The organism is Qipengyuania marisflavi (assembly GCF_005884405.1).
Lineage (GTDB): Bacteria > Pseudomonadota > Alphaproteobacteria > Sphingomonadales > Sphingomonadaceae > Qipengyuania > Qipengyuania marisflavi.
In genome coordinates, this window is record NZ_VCAO01000001.1 from 687,608 (window position 1) to 702,068 (window position 14,461).

Genomic DNA, 14,461 nt, shown 5'->3' on the forward strand with positions numbered 1-14,461 from the left:
TCGCTTACCCTGTCGTGCGACCGGCGTCCGTTCGTGCGGACGCGCGTTATCCGTGTCTATTCCTGCGTGCCCAACGCGTCGATCTGCGCTTCCAGCGATGGTTCCTCAGCGTCATCATCCGTAGGCGCAGCCTCTGCTGCTGCCCCATCGGTCAGCGCGCCAAGCGCGGCCTGTAGCTGCGCCAGTTGTTGGGTCAGGACTTTATCGACTGTCGGTGCCATCTCGGCGGGCTTGTACCGCATCGATCCGCCATAGGCGTATTCCATCTGGATCATGGTGCCGCCGTCTATCGGCTTCAATGCATAGGTCAGGATGCCGCGAGCGGGTTCGCTTTGCAGCGGGCCAATTCCCCCCTCCATGCGCAACAGTTTCAACGGGTTCGCCAACAGCACGGTGGCATGCGCCACGCTGCCATTGAGCTTGAAGCCACTATCGTCGTCTTCACCGGGAATGGTTTCGCAAAAGCAGCCGCCAGCCTGCGGGGTCAGCGTCATATTCGCTGCATCACCGGACCAGGTATGCTCCCCGCTCCACCAGTCTGCAGGCTTGGTCAGCTTCAGCCAGACTTCGCGCTGAGAGGCGCTGACGGTAGCAACGGCGCGGATGATGAAACCATCATCGCGGACCTCGATGACTTCAGCCGCAGCAGGCGTGCCTGCCAGCAGCACAGCCATCACCAGTGCGAATTTGCCGAGATACATTTGCCCACTCCCCCTCTTGCCGCACTATCTAGGGCAAGGCACGGCGATTGGAAAGCAAAGAGAATTGGGCGAAGCGGCGCCGCAAAGGCCAGTATTAAACGAGGATGGCATCCAGCGCGTGGGTCACATCCTCGATCGAGGCCATACCATCAACCCGGCTGACAATCCCGCGTGCTTCATAGCCCGGCAGGATCGGCGCGGTTTCGCTGCGATAGAGCTGCATTCGCTTGCGGACGGTCTCTTCGGTATCATCAGGACGGCGCTTGAATTCGGTACTGCCGCATTTGTCGCAAACCCCGTCAACCACGGGTGGCTTGAAGATGTCGTGATAGCCCTCGCCGCATTCGGCGCAAGTGAAGCGCCCGGTAATCCGTTCGACCAGCGCGTCCTCGTTCACTTCCAGCTCGATCACATGGTCAAGCTTGCGTCCGTGGCGGGAAAGAATGCGATCGAGCGCAGCGGCCTGCGCTTCGGTGCGCGGATAACCGTCGAAAATTGCGCTGGTGTGCGGACCCATCGCCGCCAGTTCAGCGTCTATCAGTTCGGAGACGATCTCGTCAGAGACCAACTCGCCGCGAGCCATGACTTCCTTGGCCTTGAGGCCGACAGGCGTGCCCGCCTTGACCGCGCCGCGCAACATATCGCCCGTCGATAGCTGGCGCATGCCGTGATGCTCGACCAGGCGCGCCGACTGCGTGCCTTTACCCGCGCCCGGAGGCCCCAGAAGGATGATGTCCATCGTGAAAGTCCCCTTCGCCCGACTTCGCCGCTTAGCGAATACGGCCCTTCAATTTCGCCTTCTTGATCAAATCGCCATACTGGTGTGCCAGCAAATGCGACTGGATCTGGCTGATCGTATCGACTGTGACGTTGACCACAATCAGCAGGCTGGTGCCGCCCAGGAACAGCGGAACCCCGGTCTGGGCGATCATATATTCTGGCACCACACAGACGACGGTCAGATAGATCGCGCCGATCACAGTGATGCGCGTCAGCACGTAATCGAGATATTGCTCGGTCCGCTTGCCCGGACGGATGCCCGGAATGAAGCCGCCGTTCTTCTTCAGATTTTCCGCAGTTTCCTCAGGGTTGAAGACGATTGCGGTGTAGAAGAAGCAGAAGAAGATGATCCCGATCGCATAGAGTCCCATGTAGATCGGCTGCCCATGCGCAAGATATTGGTTCAGCGTCACGATCGCGCTACCAAACGAGCTTTCGGTATCTACCGAATTGCCCGCGAACTGGCTGATCGTCAGCGGCAGCAAGAGCAGCGAGCTGGCGAAAATCGGCGGGATAACACCGGCAGTGTTCAACTTGAGCGGGAGATGCGAACGATCTGCCTGCATCATGCCGCGCTGCGTCGCCCGCTTGGGATACTGGATCAGCAGACGCCGCTGGGCGCGCTCCATGAAACAGATGATCAGGATCAGGATCGCCACCATGGCGATAAAGCCGATCACGATACCGGCGCCAATCGAGCCTTCGCTGTAACCCGAGAACATGTTCGAGGTGAAGCTGGGGAACTGCGCGACGATGCCCGCCATAATGATTAGCGAAACGCCATTGCCGATCCCGCGACTGGTGATCTGCTCGCCCAGCCACAGCAGGAACATAGTGCCGCCAACTAGGCTGACCACCGCGCCAACGCGGAACATCAGGCCGGGTTCAACCACAGCCTGCAAACCGCTCTGCGCGCCGTAGCTTTCCAGTCCCGATGCCAGGAACCAGCCCTGGATCGCACATAGGAACACGGTCCCGTAACGCGTATATTGGTTGATTTTCTGCCGCCCGGCAGTGCCCTCTTTCTTGAGAGCCGCCAGTGACGGGTGCAGTGCTGCGGCCAGCTGGATGACGATCGACGCAGTAATATAGGGCATGACGCCCAGCGCAATCAGACTCATCCGCTCAAGGCTGCCGCCCGAAAAAGTGTTGAACAGATCAAGGATACCGCCGCGCGTCTGGTCATACAGCGTGCTGAGGATCAACGGATTGACCCCTGGCAGCGGCACGAAGCTCAGAAAGCGGAATACGATAAGCGCACCGATCGTGAACCAGATACGGTTCTTCAGCTCGGTAGCTTTCGAAAAATTGGCGAGACTCATATTGCTCGCGATATTGTCGGCGCGTGATGCCATCGGTCGTCTTCGATCCTAGCTTGGCGCAGGCATGACGCCGCGCAGACAGGACAGATAGGGAGCGAGGCCCGTTATGTCGAACCCCGCCCCGATATAAATCTGCCGATTAGTCGGCTTTCGCCTTGGCTGCGTTGCGGTCAGCCTTGACCCACTTCTTTTTCGCAGGGATCAATTCGACCTTGCCGCCAGCCTTTTCGACTGCCTCAAGCGCGCCCTTGGACGCACCGGCAACCTTGAAGCTGACCTTGGAAGTCAGTTCGCCCTTGCCGAGAAGACGGACGCCGTCCTTGCCGCCGCGTGCCAGGCCAGCTGCCTTCAGCGCGTCGTGATCGAGAACAGCCTTGGCGTCGATCTTCTTAGCGTCGATGAACTTCTGGACCATGCCCAGGTTCACTTCTGCATAATCCTTGCCGAAGATGTTGTTGAAGCCACGCTTGGGCAAACGCATGTGGAGCGGCATCTGGCCGCCTTCGAAGCCCTTTACGGCGACGCCCGAACGGCTCTTCTGGCCCTTCTGGCCGCGGCCTGCGGTCTTGCCTTTGCCGGAGCCGATACCACGGCCCACACGCATGCGGGACTTACGGGCGCCGGGATTGTCGCGGAGTTCATTCAGTTTCATGGTGCACTCGCTTTCGCTTTGTTCGCGCTGGAAAAGAAGCGGCCCGGCACAAGCCCGGGCCACTCAGGTCAATTGTCGTGTGGCAGTCAGTCGACCACCGTTACGAGATGCGGGACCTTGGCAATCGCGCCGCGCACCTCTGGGGTGTCCTGGCGCTCGACGACCTTGTGCATCTTGTTCAGGCCAAGCCCGATCAGGATCTTGCGCTGACCTTCGGGACGGCGGATCGGCGAACCGATCTGCTTGATCTTGACGGTCTTCGTTTTCTTGTCGGCCATGTGTCTTACTCCGCCATCGCAGCGGCGTCGGCGTCAGCCTCTGCCTCGCTGGCGCCACCACGGCCCAGAAGGTCAGCAACCTTCTTGCCGCGACGCTGGGCAACCGACTTCGGCGAAGTCTGGTTGGTCAGCGCATCGAATGTGGCGCGGATCATGTTGTAGGGATTGGATGTCCCATTCGACTTGGTCACAACGTCGGCAACACCCAGGCTTTCGAACACGGCGCGCATCGGACCACCAGCGATAATGCCGGTACCCGGAGGCGCGCTGCGAACGGTAACCTTGCCAGCGCCGAAGTGACCTTTGCCGTCGTGATGGAGGGTACGGCCCTCTTTCAGCGGGACACGGATCATATGCTTTCGCGCAGCAGCGGTGGCCTTGGTAATCGCTTCTGGCACTTCGCGCGCCTTGCCTTTGCCAAAGCCGACGCGGCCCGAACCATCGCCGACCACAACCAGCGCAGCGAAACCAAAGCGCTTGCCGCCTTTTACCGTCTTCGAGACGCGATTGATGTGAACCAACTTCTCGATGATGCCATCGTCTTCTTCCTGGCGACCACCACGGCGATCATTGCCACCGCGCCCACGGCCACCACCGCCACCGCGATTGCCGCCGCCGCGTCCACCGCGCCCTTGATTGGAACGTTCGGCGGGCTTGGCCACATCAGCGGCCGCAACCGGCTTGGCCGGATCGCCTGCTGCTGCCGACTGGTTGTCAGCGGCTTCGGTCGAGGTGACCGCAGGCGTTGGGGTCGAACCCGCATTGTCGACCACGGGGGTCTCAGCAGCGGTTTCTTCGGTTTTGTTTTCGTCAGCCATCATCAGAACTCCAGACCGCCTTCGCGGGCGGCGTCGGCCAGCGCCTTGACGCGGCCGTGGAACAGGAAGCCGCCGCGATCGAACACGACGGTGGTCACGCCCGCCTTCTTGGCGGCGGAGGCGATGTCGCTACCGACCTGCTTGGCAGCATCGATATTGGCACCCGACTTCTTCGCACCGAGCGTCGAAGCAGCAGCAAGCGTCTTGCCCGCCGTGTCATCGATGATCTGCGCGTAGATGTGCTGGCCAGTGCGATGCACGGACAGGCGCGGCTTGCCGCCGGCACGGGACCGGAGCGCCGTGCGAACACGACGGCGGCGGCGTTCGAAGAGGGAAAGCTTTGCCATGTTACTTCTTCTTCCCTTCCTTGCGGAAGACATATTCGCCGCGGTACTTGATACCCTTGCCCTTGTAAGGCTCGGGCTTGCGCCAGCGGCGGATTTCGGCGGCGAACTGACCAACGGACTGTTTGTCGATGCCCGAGATCACAATCGTGGTCTGGTCGGGGGTTTTGACTTCCAGTCCTTCGGGCACGTCCAGATCGACATCGTGCGAATAGCCGAGCTGAAGCTTGAGCTTCTTGCCCTGACCCATTGCACGATAACCGACACCGGTGATCTCGAGCGTCTTGGCGAACCCTTCGGTTACACCTTCGACAAGGTTCGAAACCAGCGTGCGCTGCATACCCCAGAAGGCACGTGCCTGCTTGGTATCATTGGCCGGCTTGACCTGGATCTCGTCGCCTTCGACCTTGTAGTCGATCAGGTCGGAGAGCCCCAGCGTGAGCGTGCCCTTGGGGCCTTTCACGGTGAGCGTCTTGCCTTCGATGCTGGCAGTGACCCCACTGGGGATCGCCACCGCTTTCTTGCCGATGCGGCTCATCAGAATACCTCCGCCAGCACTTCGCCACCGACGTTGTGCGTGCGCGCTTCGGCGTCCGAAAGCACGCCGCGCGGGGTCGAGACGATGGTGATGCCAAGGCCGTTGCGCACAGTCGGAAGTTCTTTCGAACCCGAATAGACGCGGCGGCCAGGCTTGGAGACGCGGGCGACGTGCTTGATTGCAGCTTCGCCCTCGAAATATTTCAGTTCGATCCGCAGCGCTTTATGCTTGCCGGTCGTGTCTTCGGAATAGCCACGGATGTAGCCTTCACGCTGGAGCACTTCGAGCACGTTTGCACGCAGCTTGGATGCCGGGCTGAGGACGGAGTCCTTCTTTGCCTGCTGTCCATTACGGATGCGGGTGAGCATGTCACCCAGGGGATCGGTCATAGCCATCTATCAGTACCTCACCAGCTCGACTTGGTCAGGCCTGGAATCAGGCCCTTGTTGCCGAGGTCGCGTAGTTCAATGCGGTTAAGCCCGAACTTGCGGTAATAGCCGCGCGGGCGGCCGGTGGTGGTGCAGCGGTTGCGCACACGAGTGGGGTTGGCATTACGGGGCAGTTCCGCAAGCTTCAGCCGCGCCATCAGACGGTCACCCTCGTCGAGGGATTTGTCATCAGCGATCGCCTTCAGCTTCGCGAATTTTTCCGCGTACTGCTTCACGAGCTTCTTACGACGCTCGTTCTTGTTGATCGAACTCAGTTTCGCCATTGGACTTAAGCTCTCTTTCCTGGCGGCTTACGCCGCTTCCTTCTCTTCCGACTCTTCAGCCGGGAACGGGAAACCAAACAGACGCAGCAGTTCACGCGCTTCGTCGTCGGTCTTCGCCGTGGTGGTTACAATGATATCCATGCCCCGGACCGTATCGATCCTGTCGTAGCTGATCTCGGGGAAGATGATCTGTTCTTTCAGGCCCATCGCGTAATTGCCGCGGCCATCGAACGACTTGGGGTTAACCCCACGAAAGTCGCGGATACGAGGCATTGCGACAGTCACCAGACGGTCCATGAATTCGTACATACGTTCACGGCGCAAGGTCACCTTGCAACCGATCGGCATGCCTTCGCGCAGCTTGAACTGGGCGATCGACTTCTTGGCCTTGGTGATAACCGGCTTCTGACCAGCGATCAGCGCCATTTCCTCGGCTGCAACCTGAACCTTTTTCTTGTCCTGGCTCGCTTCGCCCACGCCCATATTGATCGTGACTTTTTCGAGCTTGGGGACTTCGAGCCGGTTCTTGTAGCCGAACTTTTCAGTCATCGCCTTGACGATTTCATCGTCAAAGCGCTTGCGCATGCGGGGGGTATAATCAGCCATCGATGGTTTCCCCAGATTTTACAGCGACGCGGACTTTCTTGCCGTCCTTGTCTTCAAAACGAACGCGGGTGGGCTTGCCGTCCTTGGGATCGGCGAGCGCAACCTTGCACAGGTGCATCGGCGCTTCGAAGCGATCGATACCACCCTGCGGGTTTGTCTGGCTCGGCTTGCGGTGACGAGCGGCGATGTTGACGCCCTCGACCACGATCTTGCCGTCTTTCGGCATGACCTTGGAAACCGTACCGGTCAGACCCTTGTCCTTGCCCGAGAGCACGACAACGGTGTCACCCTTCTTGATCTTAGCGGAAGCCATTACAGCACCTCCGGCGCAAGCGAGATGATTTTCATGAAGCCGCGGCCGCGCAGCTCGCGCACAACCGGGCCAAAGATACGCGTACCGATAGGTTCTTCGTTCTTGTTGACGAGAACCGCAGCATTGCTGTCGAAGCGAATGACGCTGCCATCGGGACGACGGACATCTTTACGGGTGCGCACGATGACAGCGCGATGGACATCGCCCTTTTTCACCTTGGTGCGCGGCTGGGCTTCCTTGACGGAAACCACGATCACGTCGCCTACGGAAGCAGTCCGGCGCTTAGAGCCACCCAGTACTTTAATGCACTGGACGCGCTTTGCGCCGCTGTTGTCCGCGACGTCGAGATTGGATTGCATCTGGATCATAGATCCGTTTCCTTCTCACTGGCTTGCCGGAACGGGTCCGGCAGTTCCTAACGTCTAATTCAGTTGCCCGCGGCCTCGACGTCGAGGTCCGCTTCGATTGCCTGCACGCCGCCGGCAACGACCCGGTCGAGAACCCGCCAGGTCTTGGTCTTCGAGATCGGTCGCGTCTCTTCGATGCGAACCTTGTCACCGAGCGTGAACTCGTTGCTCTCGTCGTGGGCGTGATACTTCTTCGAACGACGGATGATCTTCCCGTACAGCGGGTGCTTCACCTTGCGCTCGACAAGCACGGTCACGGTCTTGTCGGTCTTGTCGGAGGTGACGGTCCCGATAAGGATACGTTTGGGCATGGTCTACTCCTTAAGCCTTTGCAGCTTCCGAGCGCGAACGCTCGGACTGCAACGTCTTGATCTTCGCGATCGTGCGACGGACTTCGCGAATACGCGCCGGTCCTTCGAGCTGGTTCGTCGCCGCCTGGAAGCGGAGATTGAACGCTTCACGCTTCAGCGTGACGAGTTCTTCGGACAGCTGATCGTCGCTCTTCTGGCGAAGGTCTTCGGTCTTGGTCAATTTCTGGGCCATCATTCGCCTCCCAGGTGCGAGGTGTCGCCGAGACGTGCTACGACCTTCGTCTTGATCGGCAGCTTCATCGCAGCGCGTTCAAAAGCTTCGGCAGCCAGCGGGCCAGCGACGCCGTCGAGTTCGAACAGGATCCGACCCGGCTTCACGCGGGCAGCCCAATATTCGACTGAACCCTTGCCCTTACCCTGACGGACTTCGGCAGGCTTCTTCGAAATCGGCACATCGGGAAAAACGCGGATCCAGAGACGGCCCTGACGCTTGATGTGACGCGTGATTGCACGGCGCGCAGCTTCGATCTGGCGAGCGGTAATACGCTCGGGTTCTAGGGCCTTGAGGCCATAGGAGCCAAAATTCAGCGACGTGCCGCCTTTGGCCAGTCCATGGATCTTACCCTTGAACGCCTTGCGGTACTTGGTTTTCTTCGGTTGCAGCATCTTGCTTACTCTCGAATTCTAGCTCAGCGCGCCGGACGGACGCCGGAGGTCTGCGCTTCCATCATCAGGCGGTCATGTGCGGTCGGATCATGAGCGAGGATCTCACCCTTGAAGACCCACACCTTGATCCCGATGATGCCATAGGCAGTCAGTGCCTCGGCATCGGCGTAATCGACATTTGCACGCAGCGTATGCAGCGGCACACGGCCTTCGCGATACTGCTCGACACGGGCAATTTCTGCCCCGCCAAGACGGCCGCCGCACATGATCTTGATGCCTTCGGCACCCAGACGCATGGCAGACTGCATCGCGCGCTTCATTGCCCGGCGGAAAGCCACACGGCGGATCAGCTGGTCGGCAATGCCCTGGGCGATCAGCTTGGCATCGATTTCCGGCTTGCGGATTTCAACGATGTTCAGCTTCACTTCGCTGTCGGTCATCGAGGCCAGCTTGGTGCGAAGCTTTTCGATGTCCGCGCCCTTCTTGCCAATGATGACACCAGGACGGGCCGCATAGATCGATACCCGGCAAAGCTTTGCCGGACGCTCGATCACCACCTTCGAAATCGCTGCCTGCGGCAGCGCGCCGATGATGTACTTGCGGATCTCGATGTCTTCCTTGAGCAGCTGGGCATAGTTACGCCCTTCGGCGTACCAGCGGCTGTCCCAAGTGCGGTTGATCTGCAGACGCAGGCCGATCGGATTACTTTTATGACCCATGATCAGGCCTCCTCACTTTCGCGAACCACGATGCGCAGCCGACTGATCGGCTTGAGGATGCGTGTGGACTTGCCACGGCCGCGAGTGTGGAAGCGCTTCATCGTGATCGATTTACCGACCGAAGCTTCTGCCACCACGAGCGCATCGACGTCGAGGTTGTGGTTGTTTTCCGCATTGGCGATCGCACTGGCGAGCACTTTGCTGGCGTCCCGCGCCATCGCCTTCTTGCTGAAGGAGAGGATGTTCAGGGCCTCTTCGGCCTTCTTGCCGCGGATCAGACCGGCGACGAGGTTCAGCTTCTGTGCCGACCCACGGATCGTGGTCCCGACAGCAAGCGCCTCGTTTTCGCCAACACGGCGGGGAGATTTAGCCTTGCCCATTAGCGCTTACCCTTCTTGTCGGCAGCGTGGCCCGGGAAAGTACGCGTGGGTGCGAACTCGCCAAGCTTGTGGCCGACCATTTCTTCCGAAACAGCGACGGGGATGAATTTGCGACCGTTGTAGACGTTGAACGTGAGGCCAACGAACTGCGGCAGGATCGTGCTGCGGCGCGACCAGGTTTTGATCGGTGCACGGGCACTCTTGTCCTGCGCGTCCTCAGCCTTCTTAAGAAGGCTGAGTTCGACGAACGGACCTTTCCAGACGGAACGAGCCATGTCGGATTACCTCTTTTTCTTCGCGTGGCGCGAACGGATGATCATCTTGTCCGTCTGCTTGTTGTTGCGGGTCCGGGCGCCCTTGGTCGGCTTGCCCCATGGCGTAACGGGATGACGGCCACCGCTGGTGCGGCCTTCGCCGCCGCCGTGCGGGTGATCGACCGGGTTCTTTGCGACACCACGGGTGAGCGGCTTAATGCCCATCCAACGGCGACGACCGGCCTTGCCCAGGTTCTGGTTCTGGTTGTCCGGGTTCGAAACGGCACCAACAGTACCCATGCAGTCGGAGCGCAGATAACGCTGCTCGCCTGAATTGAGCCTGACGATGACCATGCCGCGGTCACGACCGACCAGCTGCACATAAGCGCCTGCCGAACGGGCGATCTGACCGCCCTTGCCCGGCTTCATCTCGACATTGTGGCAGATGGTGCCGACCGGCATCTGACCCAGCAACATGGCGTTGCCCGGCTTGGTGTCGGTCTTCTCCGCTGCAACCACCTTGTCGCCAACAGCAAGACGCTGCGGGGCGATGATGTAGGCCATCTCTTCATCAGCATACTTGATGAGCGCGATGAAAGCGGTGCGGTTGGGATCATATTCGATCCGCTCCACGGTGCCTTCAACGTCCCACTTGCGACGCTTGAAGTCGATATAGCGGTACTTTTGTTTGTGACCGCCGCCGATACCACGCGAAGTGATATGACCTTTGTTGTTACGGCCGCCCGTCTTGCGCTTGCCTTCCGTGAGCGACTTGACCGGCTTGCCTTTGTACAGGCCGGACTTGTCGACAAGGATGAGGCCGCGGCGTGCGGGGCTTGTCGGTTTGAAATTCTTGAGTGCCATCGTTCCTGCCCTCAGATACCGCTGGTGATATCAATTGCGTCCTGGCCATCGACCAGAGTCACAACTGCTTTTTTCACATCGGTGCGCTTGTAAGGTTTACCCTTCCAACGCTTGGTCTTGCCCTTCATCACCAGGGTGTTCACGGCTTTGACCTTGCGATCGTAGATGGCCTCGATGGCCTCTTTGATCTGCGGCTTGGTCGCGTCGGTCGCTACCTTGAAGACAACGGCGTTATGCTCGGAAGCCAACGTCGCTTTCTCGGTGATGTGCGGAGCAACAATCACGTCATAATGACGCGCGTCGATCTCGGCTTTTTGCTTCTTAGCCATTGAAGCGCGCCTCCAGCTTCTCGACAGCGTCCTTGGTGAGGACCAGCGTGTCATGCTTCAGGATGTCGTAAACATTGGCGCCCATCGCCGGGAGCACGTTCACGTTCGGCAAGTTGCTCGCGGCTTTCATGAAGCCGTCGTTGACAGTCTCGCCATCGATGAACAGCACTTTGCCGCTCCAGCCAGCCTTGTCGAAGTGACCCTTGAGCGCTTTGGTCTTGGCATCCTTGAGATCAAGGCTGTCGACGACGATGAGGCCGTCCTTGGCCTTGCTCGAAAGCGCCATTTTCAGACCGAGTGCACGGATCTTCTTGTTGAGCGACGGATTGAAGTCGCGCTTGCGAGCACCGTGCGCTTTGCCGCCGCCGATAAAGATCGGGGCTGCGCGGTCGCCGTGACGGGCAGTACCGCCGCCCTTCTGCTTGCCAAACTTCGCGCCAGTGCGGGCAACGTCCGAACGCTCACGCGTGGGACGTGCTGTGCCGCGGCGGTTTTCAAGCTGCCATGTCACGACGCGGTGCAGGATGTCGGCACGCGGCTCGACCCCAAACACGCCATCGTTCAGTTCGATGTCGCCCCCGGCGCCCGTAACGGCTTTACCGTCGATTTTCTGGACCTTGACCTTCACGATCAGGACTCCTTGCTTTCACCGTCGGCGGCGCCGTCGGTGCTGTTCTCGGTGGCTTCGGCCTCGGTGTCGGCTCCGGCTTCCTGCGTTTTCAGCAGTTCAGCCTGCTGCTCCGGCGTTACGTCGGTCACGACTTCATGCTCAGCTGCGCTCTCGACCAGGCCGGGAGCCGCTTCTTCATGCTCGGGCTGGGTGCTCTTCTTCTCAAGGATCACGCCGGGGAACGGCACGCCTTCGGGAAGCGAAAGCTTGACCGCGTCACGGACCAGCAGCCAGCCATTCTTCGAGCCTGGCACCGAGCCCTTGACGAAGAGCAGGCCGCGCGCCGCGTCGGTGCGGACGATTTCGAGGTTCTGCTGGGTGCGCTGACGGTCGCCCATGTGGCCGGCCATCTTCTTGCCCTTGAACACGCGGCCCGGATCCTGACGGTTACCCGTCGAACCGTGCGAACGGTGCGAGACCGAAACGCCGTGCGATGCCCGCAGGCCGCCGAAGTTCCAGCGCTTCATGGCACCGGCAAAACCCTTACCCTGGGTGTGCCCGGTGATGTCGACCTTCTGGCCTGCTACGAAATGTTCGGCAGAGATCGTAGCGCCGACAGGAAGGAAACCATTTTCGTCTTCGAGACGGAATTCGGCGACCTTCATTTTCAGCGAGACTTCTGCCTTGGCAAAAGCTTCGCGCTGCGGCTTGCTGACGTTCTTCTGCTTGGCCTCGCCCGAACCGACCTGAAGCGCGAAATAGCCATCACGTTCGACGGTGCGGTGCAATGTAACCTGGCATTCTTCCAGTGCCAAAACGGTAACCGGCACGTGCCGACCGTCCTCCTGAAAGAGGCGGGTCATCCCGACTTTCTTTGCGATCACGCCTGTGCGCATCGTCAAAACTCCTAACCAGAGGCACCTGAACCCATTCCAGGTGCGTGTGGGCGCCTATCAAAGTTTCCTTCGACAGGACCCGTTCAGCCCGATGTATGATGCGGCGCCCCGTCCGGGCTGAGTTGCTTCCCGCAGCCAGGATGGCTTGGAGAAACAGACGGGGGACGCAGACCCGGATATTATCCGGCGGTATCCCGATGTCTTGCCGATCTTGTGACCGGCGGGGTCATCGAGGACCCCTTTAACTTTCGGCCAGTTTAAGGTCGCAGCCGGCGACCGGATCGAGACTTAAGCGAGCTTAATCTCGACATTGACGCCCGCTGCCAGGTCGAGCTTCATCAGCGCGTCCACGGTCTGGGCGTTGGGCTGCACGATATCGAGCAACCGCTTGTAAGTGCGAACTTCGAACTGCTCGCGCGACTTTTTGTCGACGTGCGGGCCGCGGTTCACGGTGAACTTCTCGATACGCGTCGGCAGCGGAATGGGGCCACGAATAAGAGCGCCGGTCCGGCGGGCAGTTTCGGCGATTTCGCCAGTTGCCTGATCGAGGACGCGGTGGTCGAACGCCTTGAGGCGAATGCGGATATTCTGAGCTTCCATTACCTATACCGATGCGAAAGAGCCAAGACAGTCCGAAGACCGCCCAAAAATGAAGAACCGCCCCACCAAGCCAGCAACTGGCGAGGGGCGGCCCTCCTGAAAACTGCGACCGGCGAAGGAGCGAATCCCCCGCCGGTCGCGCGCCTATATTACTTCGTGATCTTGCTGACAACCCCCGAACCGACGGTCCGGCCACCTTCACGGATGGCGAAGCGCAGGCCTTCGTCCATAGCGATCGGTGCAATCAGCTTGACGCCGATGGTTACGTTGTCGCCCGGCATGACCATTTCAGTGCCCTCGGGGAGGATCACTTCACCGGTCACGTCGGTGGTGCGGAAGTAGAACTGCGGGCGGTAGTTGGCGAAGAATGGCGTGTGACGGCCGCCTTCATCCTTCGACAGCACGTAAACTTCTGCCGAGAACTCGGTGTGCGGGTTCACGGTACCGGGCTTGGCCAGAACCTGACCACGCTCAACATCTTCACGGCCAACACCGCGGATCAGCGCACCAATGTTGTCACCAGCTTCGCCGCGATCGAGCAGCTTGCGGAACATTTCAACGCCGGTCACGGTCGTCTTGGTAGTGTCTTTGATGCCGACGATTTCGCATTCGTCGCCAACATTCACGATGCCGGTTTCAACACGGCCGGTCACAACCGTACCACGACCCGAGATCGAGAACACGTCTTCGATCGGCATCAGGAAGGGCTTGTCGACCGGACGTTCAGGCTGCGGAATGTGCTCGTCGACAGCTTTCATCAGCTCAAGGATCGATTCCTTGCCGATGTTGTCATCGCGGCCTTCAAGAGCGGCCAGAGCCGAACCCTTAACGATCGGAATGTTGTCGCCATCGAAATCATACGAGCTGAGCAGTTCGCGGACTTCCAGTTCGACGAGCTCGAGGATTTCCTCGTCGTCAACCTGATCGACCTTGTTCATGTACACGACCAGCGCCGGAACGCCGACCTGACGAGCAAGCAGGATGTGCTCGCGGGTCTGGGGCATCGGGCCGTCAGCTGCATTCACAACCAAGATCGCACCGTCCATCTGGGCGGCACCGGTGATCATGTTCTTCACATAATCGGCGTGTCCAGGGCAATCGACGTGCGCATAGTGGCGCGCTTCGGTTTCATATTCGACGTGTGCGGTCGAAATGGTGATGCCGCGCTCGCGCTCTTCGGGAGCCTTATCGATGTTCGCGAAGTCAACCGCTGCACCGCCATGAGCTTCGGCCATCACCTTGGTGATCGCCGCAGTCAGCGTAGTTTTACCATGGTCAACGTGACCAATGGTGCCAATGTTGCAGTGCGGTTTGTTCCGCTGAAATTTTTCCTTCGCCATGTTACTAGTAACCTCTGTTTG

The 14,461-nt window shown here is 59.7% G+C and carries 25 protein-coding genes; all 25 read right to left on the reverse strand.

Going from position 1 to position 14,461, the window contains the following annotated elements:
* Positions 1-56 precede the first annotated feature (56 nt).
* Positions 57-701, reverse strand: coding sequence for an SRPBCC family protein (locus FEV51_RS03310; RefSeq protein WP_138615839.1), 645 nt, complete (start codon positions 699-701; stop codon positions 57-59).
* Between the two features lie 94 nt (positions 702-795).
* Complete coding sequence (locus FEV51_RS03315) at positions 796-1,440, reverse strand: adenylate kinase (RefSeq protein WP_138615842.1); 645 nt, start codon at positions 1,438-1,440, stop codon at positions 796-798.
* A gap of 31 nt (positions 1,441-1,471) precedes the next feature.
* Positions 1,472-2,836 (reverse strand): preprotein translocase subunit SecY, encoded by a 1,365-nt coding sequence (secY, locus tag FEV51_RS03320; protein WP_138615844.1) that lies wholly within the window; start codon positions 2,834-2,836, stop codon positions 1,472-1,474.
* A gap of 106 nt (positions 2,837-2,942) precedes the next feature.
* Positions 2,943-3,455, reverse strand: coding sequence for a 50S ribosomal protein L15 (rplO, locus tag FEV51_RS03325; RefSeq protein WP_138615846.1), 513 nt, complete (start codon positions 3,453-3,455; stop codon positions 2,943-2,945).
* A gap of 86 nt (positions 3,456-3,541) precedes the next feature.
* Positions 3,542-3,733 (reverse strand): 50S ribosomal protein L30, encoded by a 192-nt coding sequence (gene rpmD, locus FEV51_RS03330; RefSeq protein WP_138615848.1) that lies wholly within the window; start codon positions 3,731-3,733, stop codon positions 3,542-3,544.
* 5 nt (positions 3,734-3,738) lie between these two features.
* Entirely contained in the window at positions 3,739-4,554 is an 816-nt protein-coding gene (rpsE, locus tag FEV51_RS13290) for a 30S ribosomal protein S5 (protein ID WP_246034413.1), read from the reverse strand.
* The gene (rplR, locus tag FEV51_RS03340) at positions 4,554-4,898 is read right to left on the reverse strand and encodes a 50S ribosomal protein L18 (protein WP_138615850.1); all 345 of its coding nucleotides are present in this window, start codon (positions 4,896-4,898) and stop codon (positions 4,554-4,556) included. The genes rpsE and rplR overlap by 1 nt, the downstream gene beginning before the upstream one ends.
* 1 nt (position 4,899) lies before the next feature.
* Positions 4,900-5,433: a 50S ribosomal protein L6 gene (gene rplF / locus FEV51_RS03345; RefSeq protein ID WP_138615852.1), complete on the reverse strand. Its 534-nt coding sequence runs from the start codon at positions 5,431-5,433 to the stop codon at positions 4,900-4,902.
* A complete protein-coding gene (gene rpsH / locus FEV51_RS03350) occupies positions 5,433-5,828 on the reverse strand; it encodes a 30S ribosomal protein S8 (RefSeq protein WP_138615854.1) in 396 nt (131 codons plus the stop codon). The genes rplF and rpsH overlap by 1 nt, the downstream gene beginning before the upstream one ends.
* An 11-nt stretch (positions 5,829-5,839) precedes the next feature.
* Complete coding sequence (rpsN, locus tag FEV51_RS03355; RefSeq protein ID WP_138615856.1) at positions 5,840-6,145, reverse strand: 30S ribosomal protein S14; 306 nt, start codon at positions 6,143-6,145, stop codon at positions 5,840-5,842.
* Between the two features lie 27 nt (positions 6,146-6,172).
* Complete coding sequence (gene rplE / locus FEV51_RS03360) at positions 6,173-6,751, reverse strand: 50S ribosomal protein L5 (protein ID WP_138615858.1); 579 nt, start codon at positions 6,749-6,751, stop codon at positions 6,173-6,175.
* Entirely contained in the window at positions 6,744-7,064 is a 321-nt protein-coding gene (rplX, locus tag FEV51_RS03365) for a 50S ribosomal protein L24 (RefSeq protein ID WP_138615860.1), read from the reverse strand. Before rplX ends, rplE begins: the two co-directional genes overlap by 8 nt.
* Entirely contained in the window at positions 7,064-7,432 is a 369-nt protein-coding gene (rplN, locus tag FEV51_RS03370; RefSeq protein WP_138615862.1) for a 50S ribosomal protein L14, read from the reverse strand. Before rplN ends, rplX begins: the two co-directional genes overlap by 1 nt.
* A 59-nt stretch (positions 7,433-7,491) precedes the next feature.
* Entirely contained in the window at positions 7,492-7,782 is a 291-nt protein-coding gene (gene rpsQ / locus FEV51_RS03375) for a 30S ribosomal protein S17 (protein WP_138615864.1), read from the reverse strand.
* A gap of 10 nt (positions 7,783-7,792) precedes the next feature.
* On the reverse strand, positions 7,793-8,002 hold the full coding sequence (gene rpmC / locus FEV51_RS03380; RefSeq protein WP_281281592.1) for a 50S ribosomal protein L29: 210 nt from the start codon (positions 8,000-8,002) through the stop codon (positions 7,793-7,795).
* An 11-nt stretch (positions 8,003-8,013) separates the two neighbouring features.
* Positions 8,014-8,448: a 50S ribosomal protein L16 gene (gene rplP / locus FEV51_RS03385; RefSeq protein ID WP_138615866.1), complete on the reverse strand. Its 435-nt coding sequence runs from the start codon at positions 8,446-8,448 to the stop codon at positions 8,014-8,016.
* Positions 8,449-8,471: 23 nt separating this feature from the next.
* The gene (gene rpsC, locus FEV51_RS03390) at positions 8,472-9,167 is read right to left on the reverse strand and encodes a 30S ribosomal protein S3 (RefSeq protein WP_138615868.1); all 696 of its coding nucleotides are present in this window, start codon (positions 9,165-9,167) and stop codon (positions 8,472-8,474) included.
* Positions 9,168-9,169: 2 nt separating this feature from the next.
* Positions 9,170-9,547 carry a 50S ribosomal protein L22 gene (gene rplV / locus FEV51_RS03395; RefSeq protein ID WP_138615870.1) on the reverse strand — a complete coding sequence of 126 codons (378 nt, stop codon included), beginning with the start codon at positions 9,545-9,547 and terminating at the stop codon, positions 9,170-9,172.
* Positions 9,547-9,822 (reverse strand): 30S ribosomal protein S19, encoded by a 276-nt coding sequence (gene rpsS, locus FEV51_RS03400; protein WP_138615872.1) that lies wholly within the window; start codon positions 9,820-9,822, stop codon positions 9,547-9,549. Before rpsS ends, rplV begins: the two co-directional genes overlap by 1 nt.
* A gap of 6 nt (positions 9,823-9,828) precedes the next feature.
* Positions 9,829-10,665, reverse strand: coding sequence for a 50S ribosomal protein L2 (rplB, locus tag FEV51_RS03405; protein WP_138615874.1), 837 nt, complete (start codon positions 10,663-10,665; stop codon positions 9,829-9,831).
* An 11-nt stretch (positions 10,666-10,676) separates the two neighbouring features.
* Positions 10,677-10,994 carry a 50S ribosomal protein L23 gene (locus FEV51_RS03410; protein ID WP_138615876.1) on the reverse strand — a complete coding sequence of 106 codons (318 nt, stop codon included), beginning with the start codon at positions 10,992-10,994 and terminating at the stop codon, positions 10,677-10,679.
* Positions 10,987-11,622, reverse strand: coding sequence for a 50S ribosomal protein L4 (gene rplD, locus FEV51_RS03415; protein WP_138615878.1), 636 nt, complete (start codon positions 11,620-11,622; stop codon positions 10,987-10,989). Before rplD ends, FEV51_RS03410 begins: the two co-directional genes overlap by 8 nt.
* A gap of 2 nt (positions 11,623-11,624) precedes the next feature.
* Positions 11,625-12,500, reverse strand: a complete 876-nt coding sequence (rplC, locus tag FEV51_RS03420; protein WP_138616388.1) for a 50S ribosomal protein L3 — start codon at positions 12,498-12,500, stop codon at positions 11,625-11,627.
* A 288-nt stretch (positions 12,501-12,788) separates the two neighbouring features.
* Complete coding sequence (gene rpsJ / locus FEV51_RS03425; protein WP_138615880.1) at positions 12,789-13,100, reverse strand: 30S ribosomal protein S10; 312 nt, start codon at positions 13,098-13,100, stop codon at positions 12,789-12,791.
* A 149-nt stretch (positions 13,101-13,249) separates the two neighbouring features.
* Positions 13,250-14,440, reverse strand: a complete 1,191-nt coding sequence (gene tuf / locus FEV51_RS03430) for an elongation factor Tu (RefSeq protein ID WP_138615882.1) — start codon at positions 14,438-14,440, stop codon at positions 13,250-13,252.
* Between the last annotated feature and the right edge of the window lie 21 nt (positions 14,441-14,461).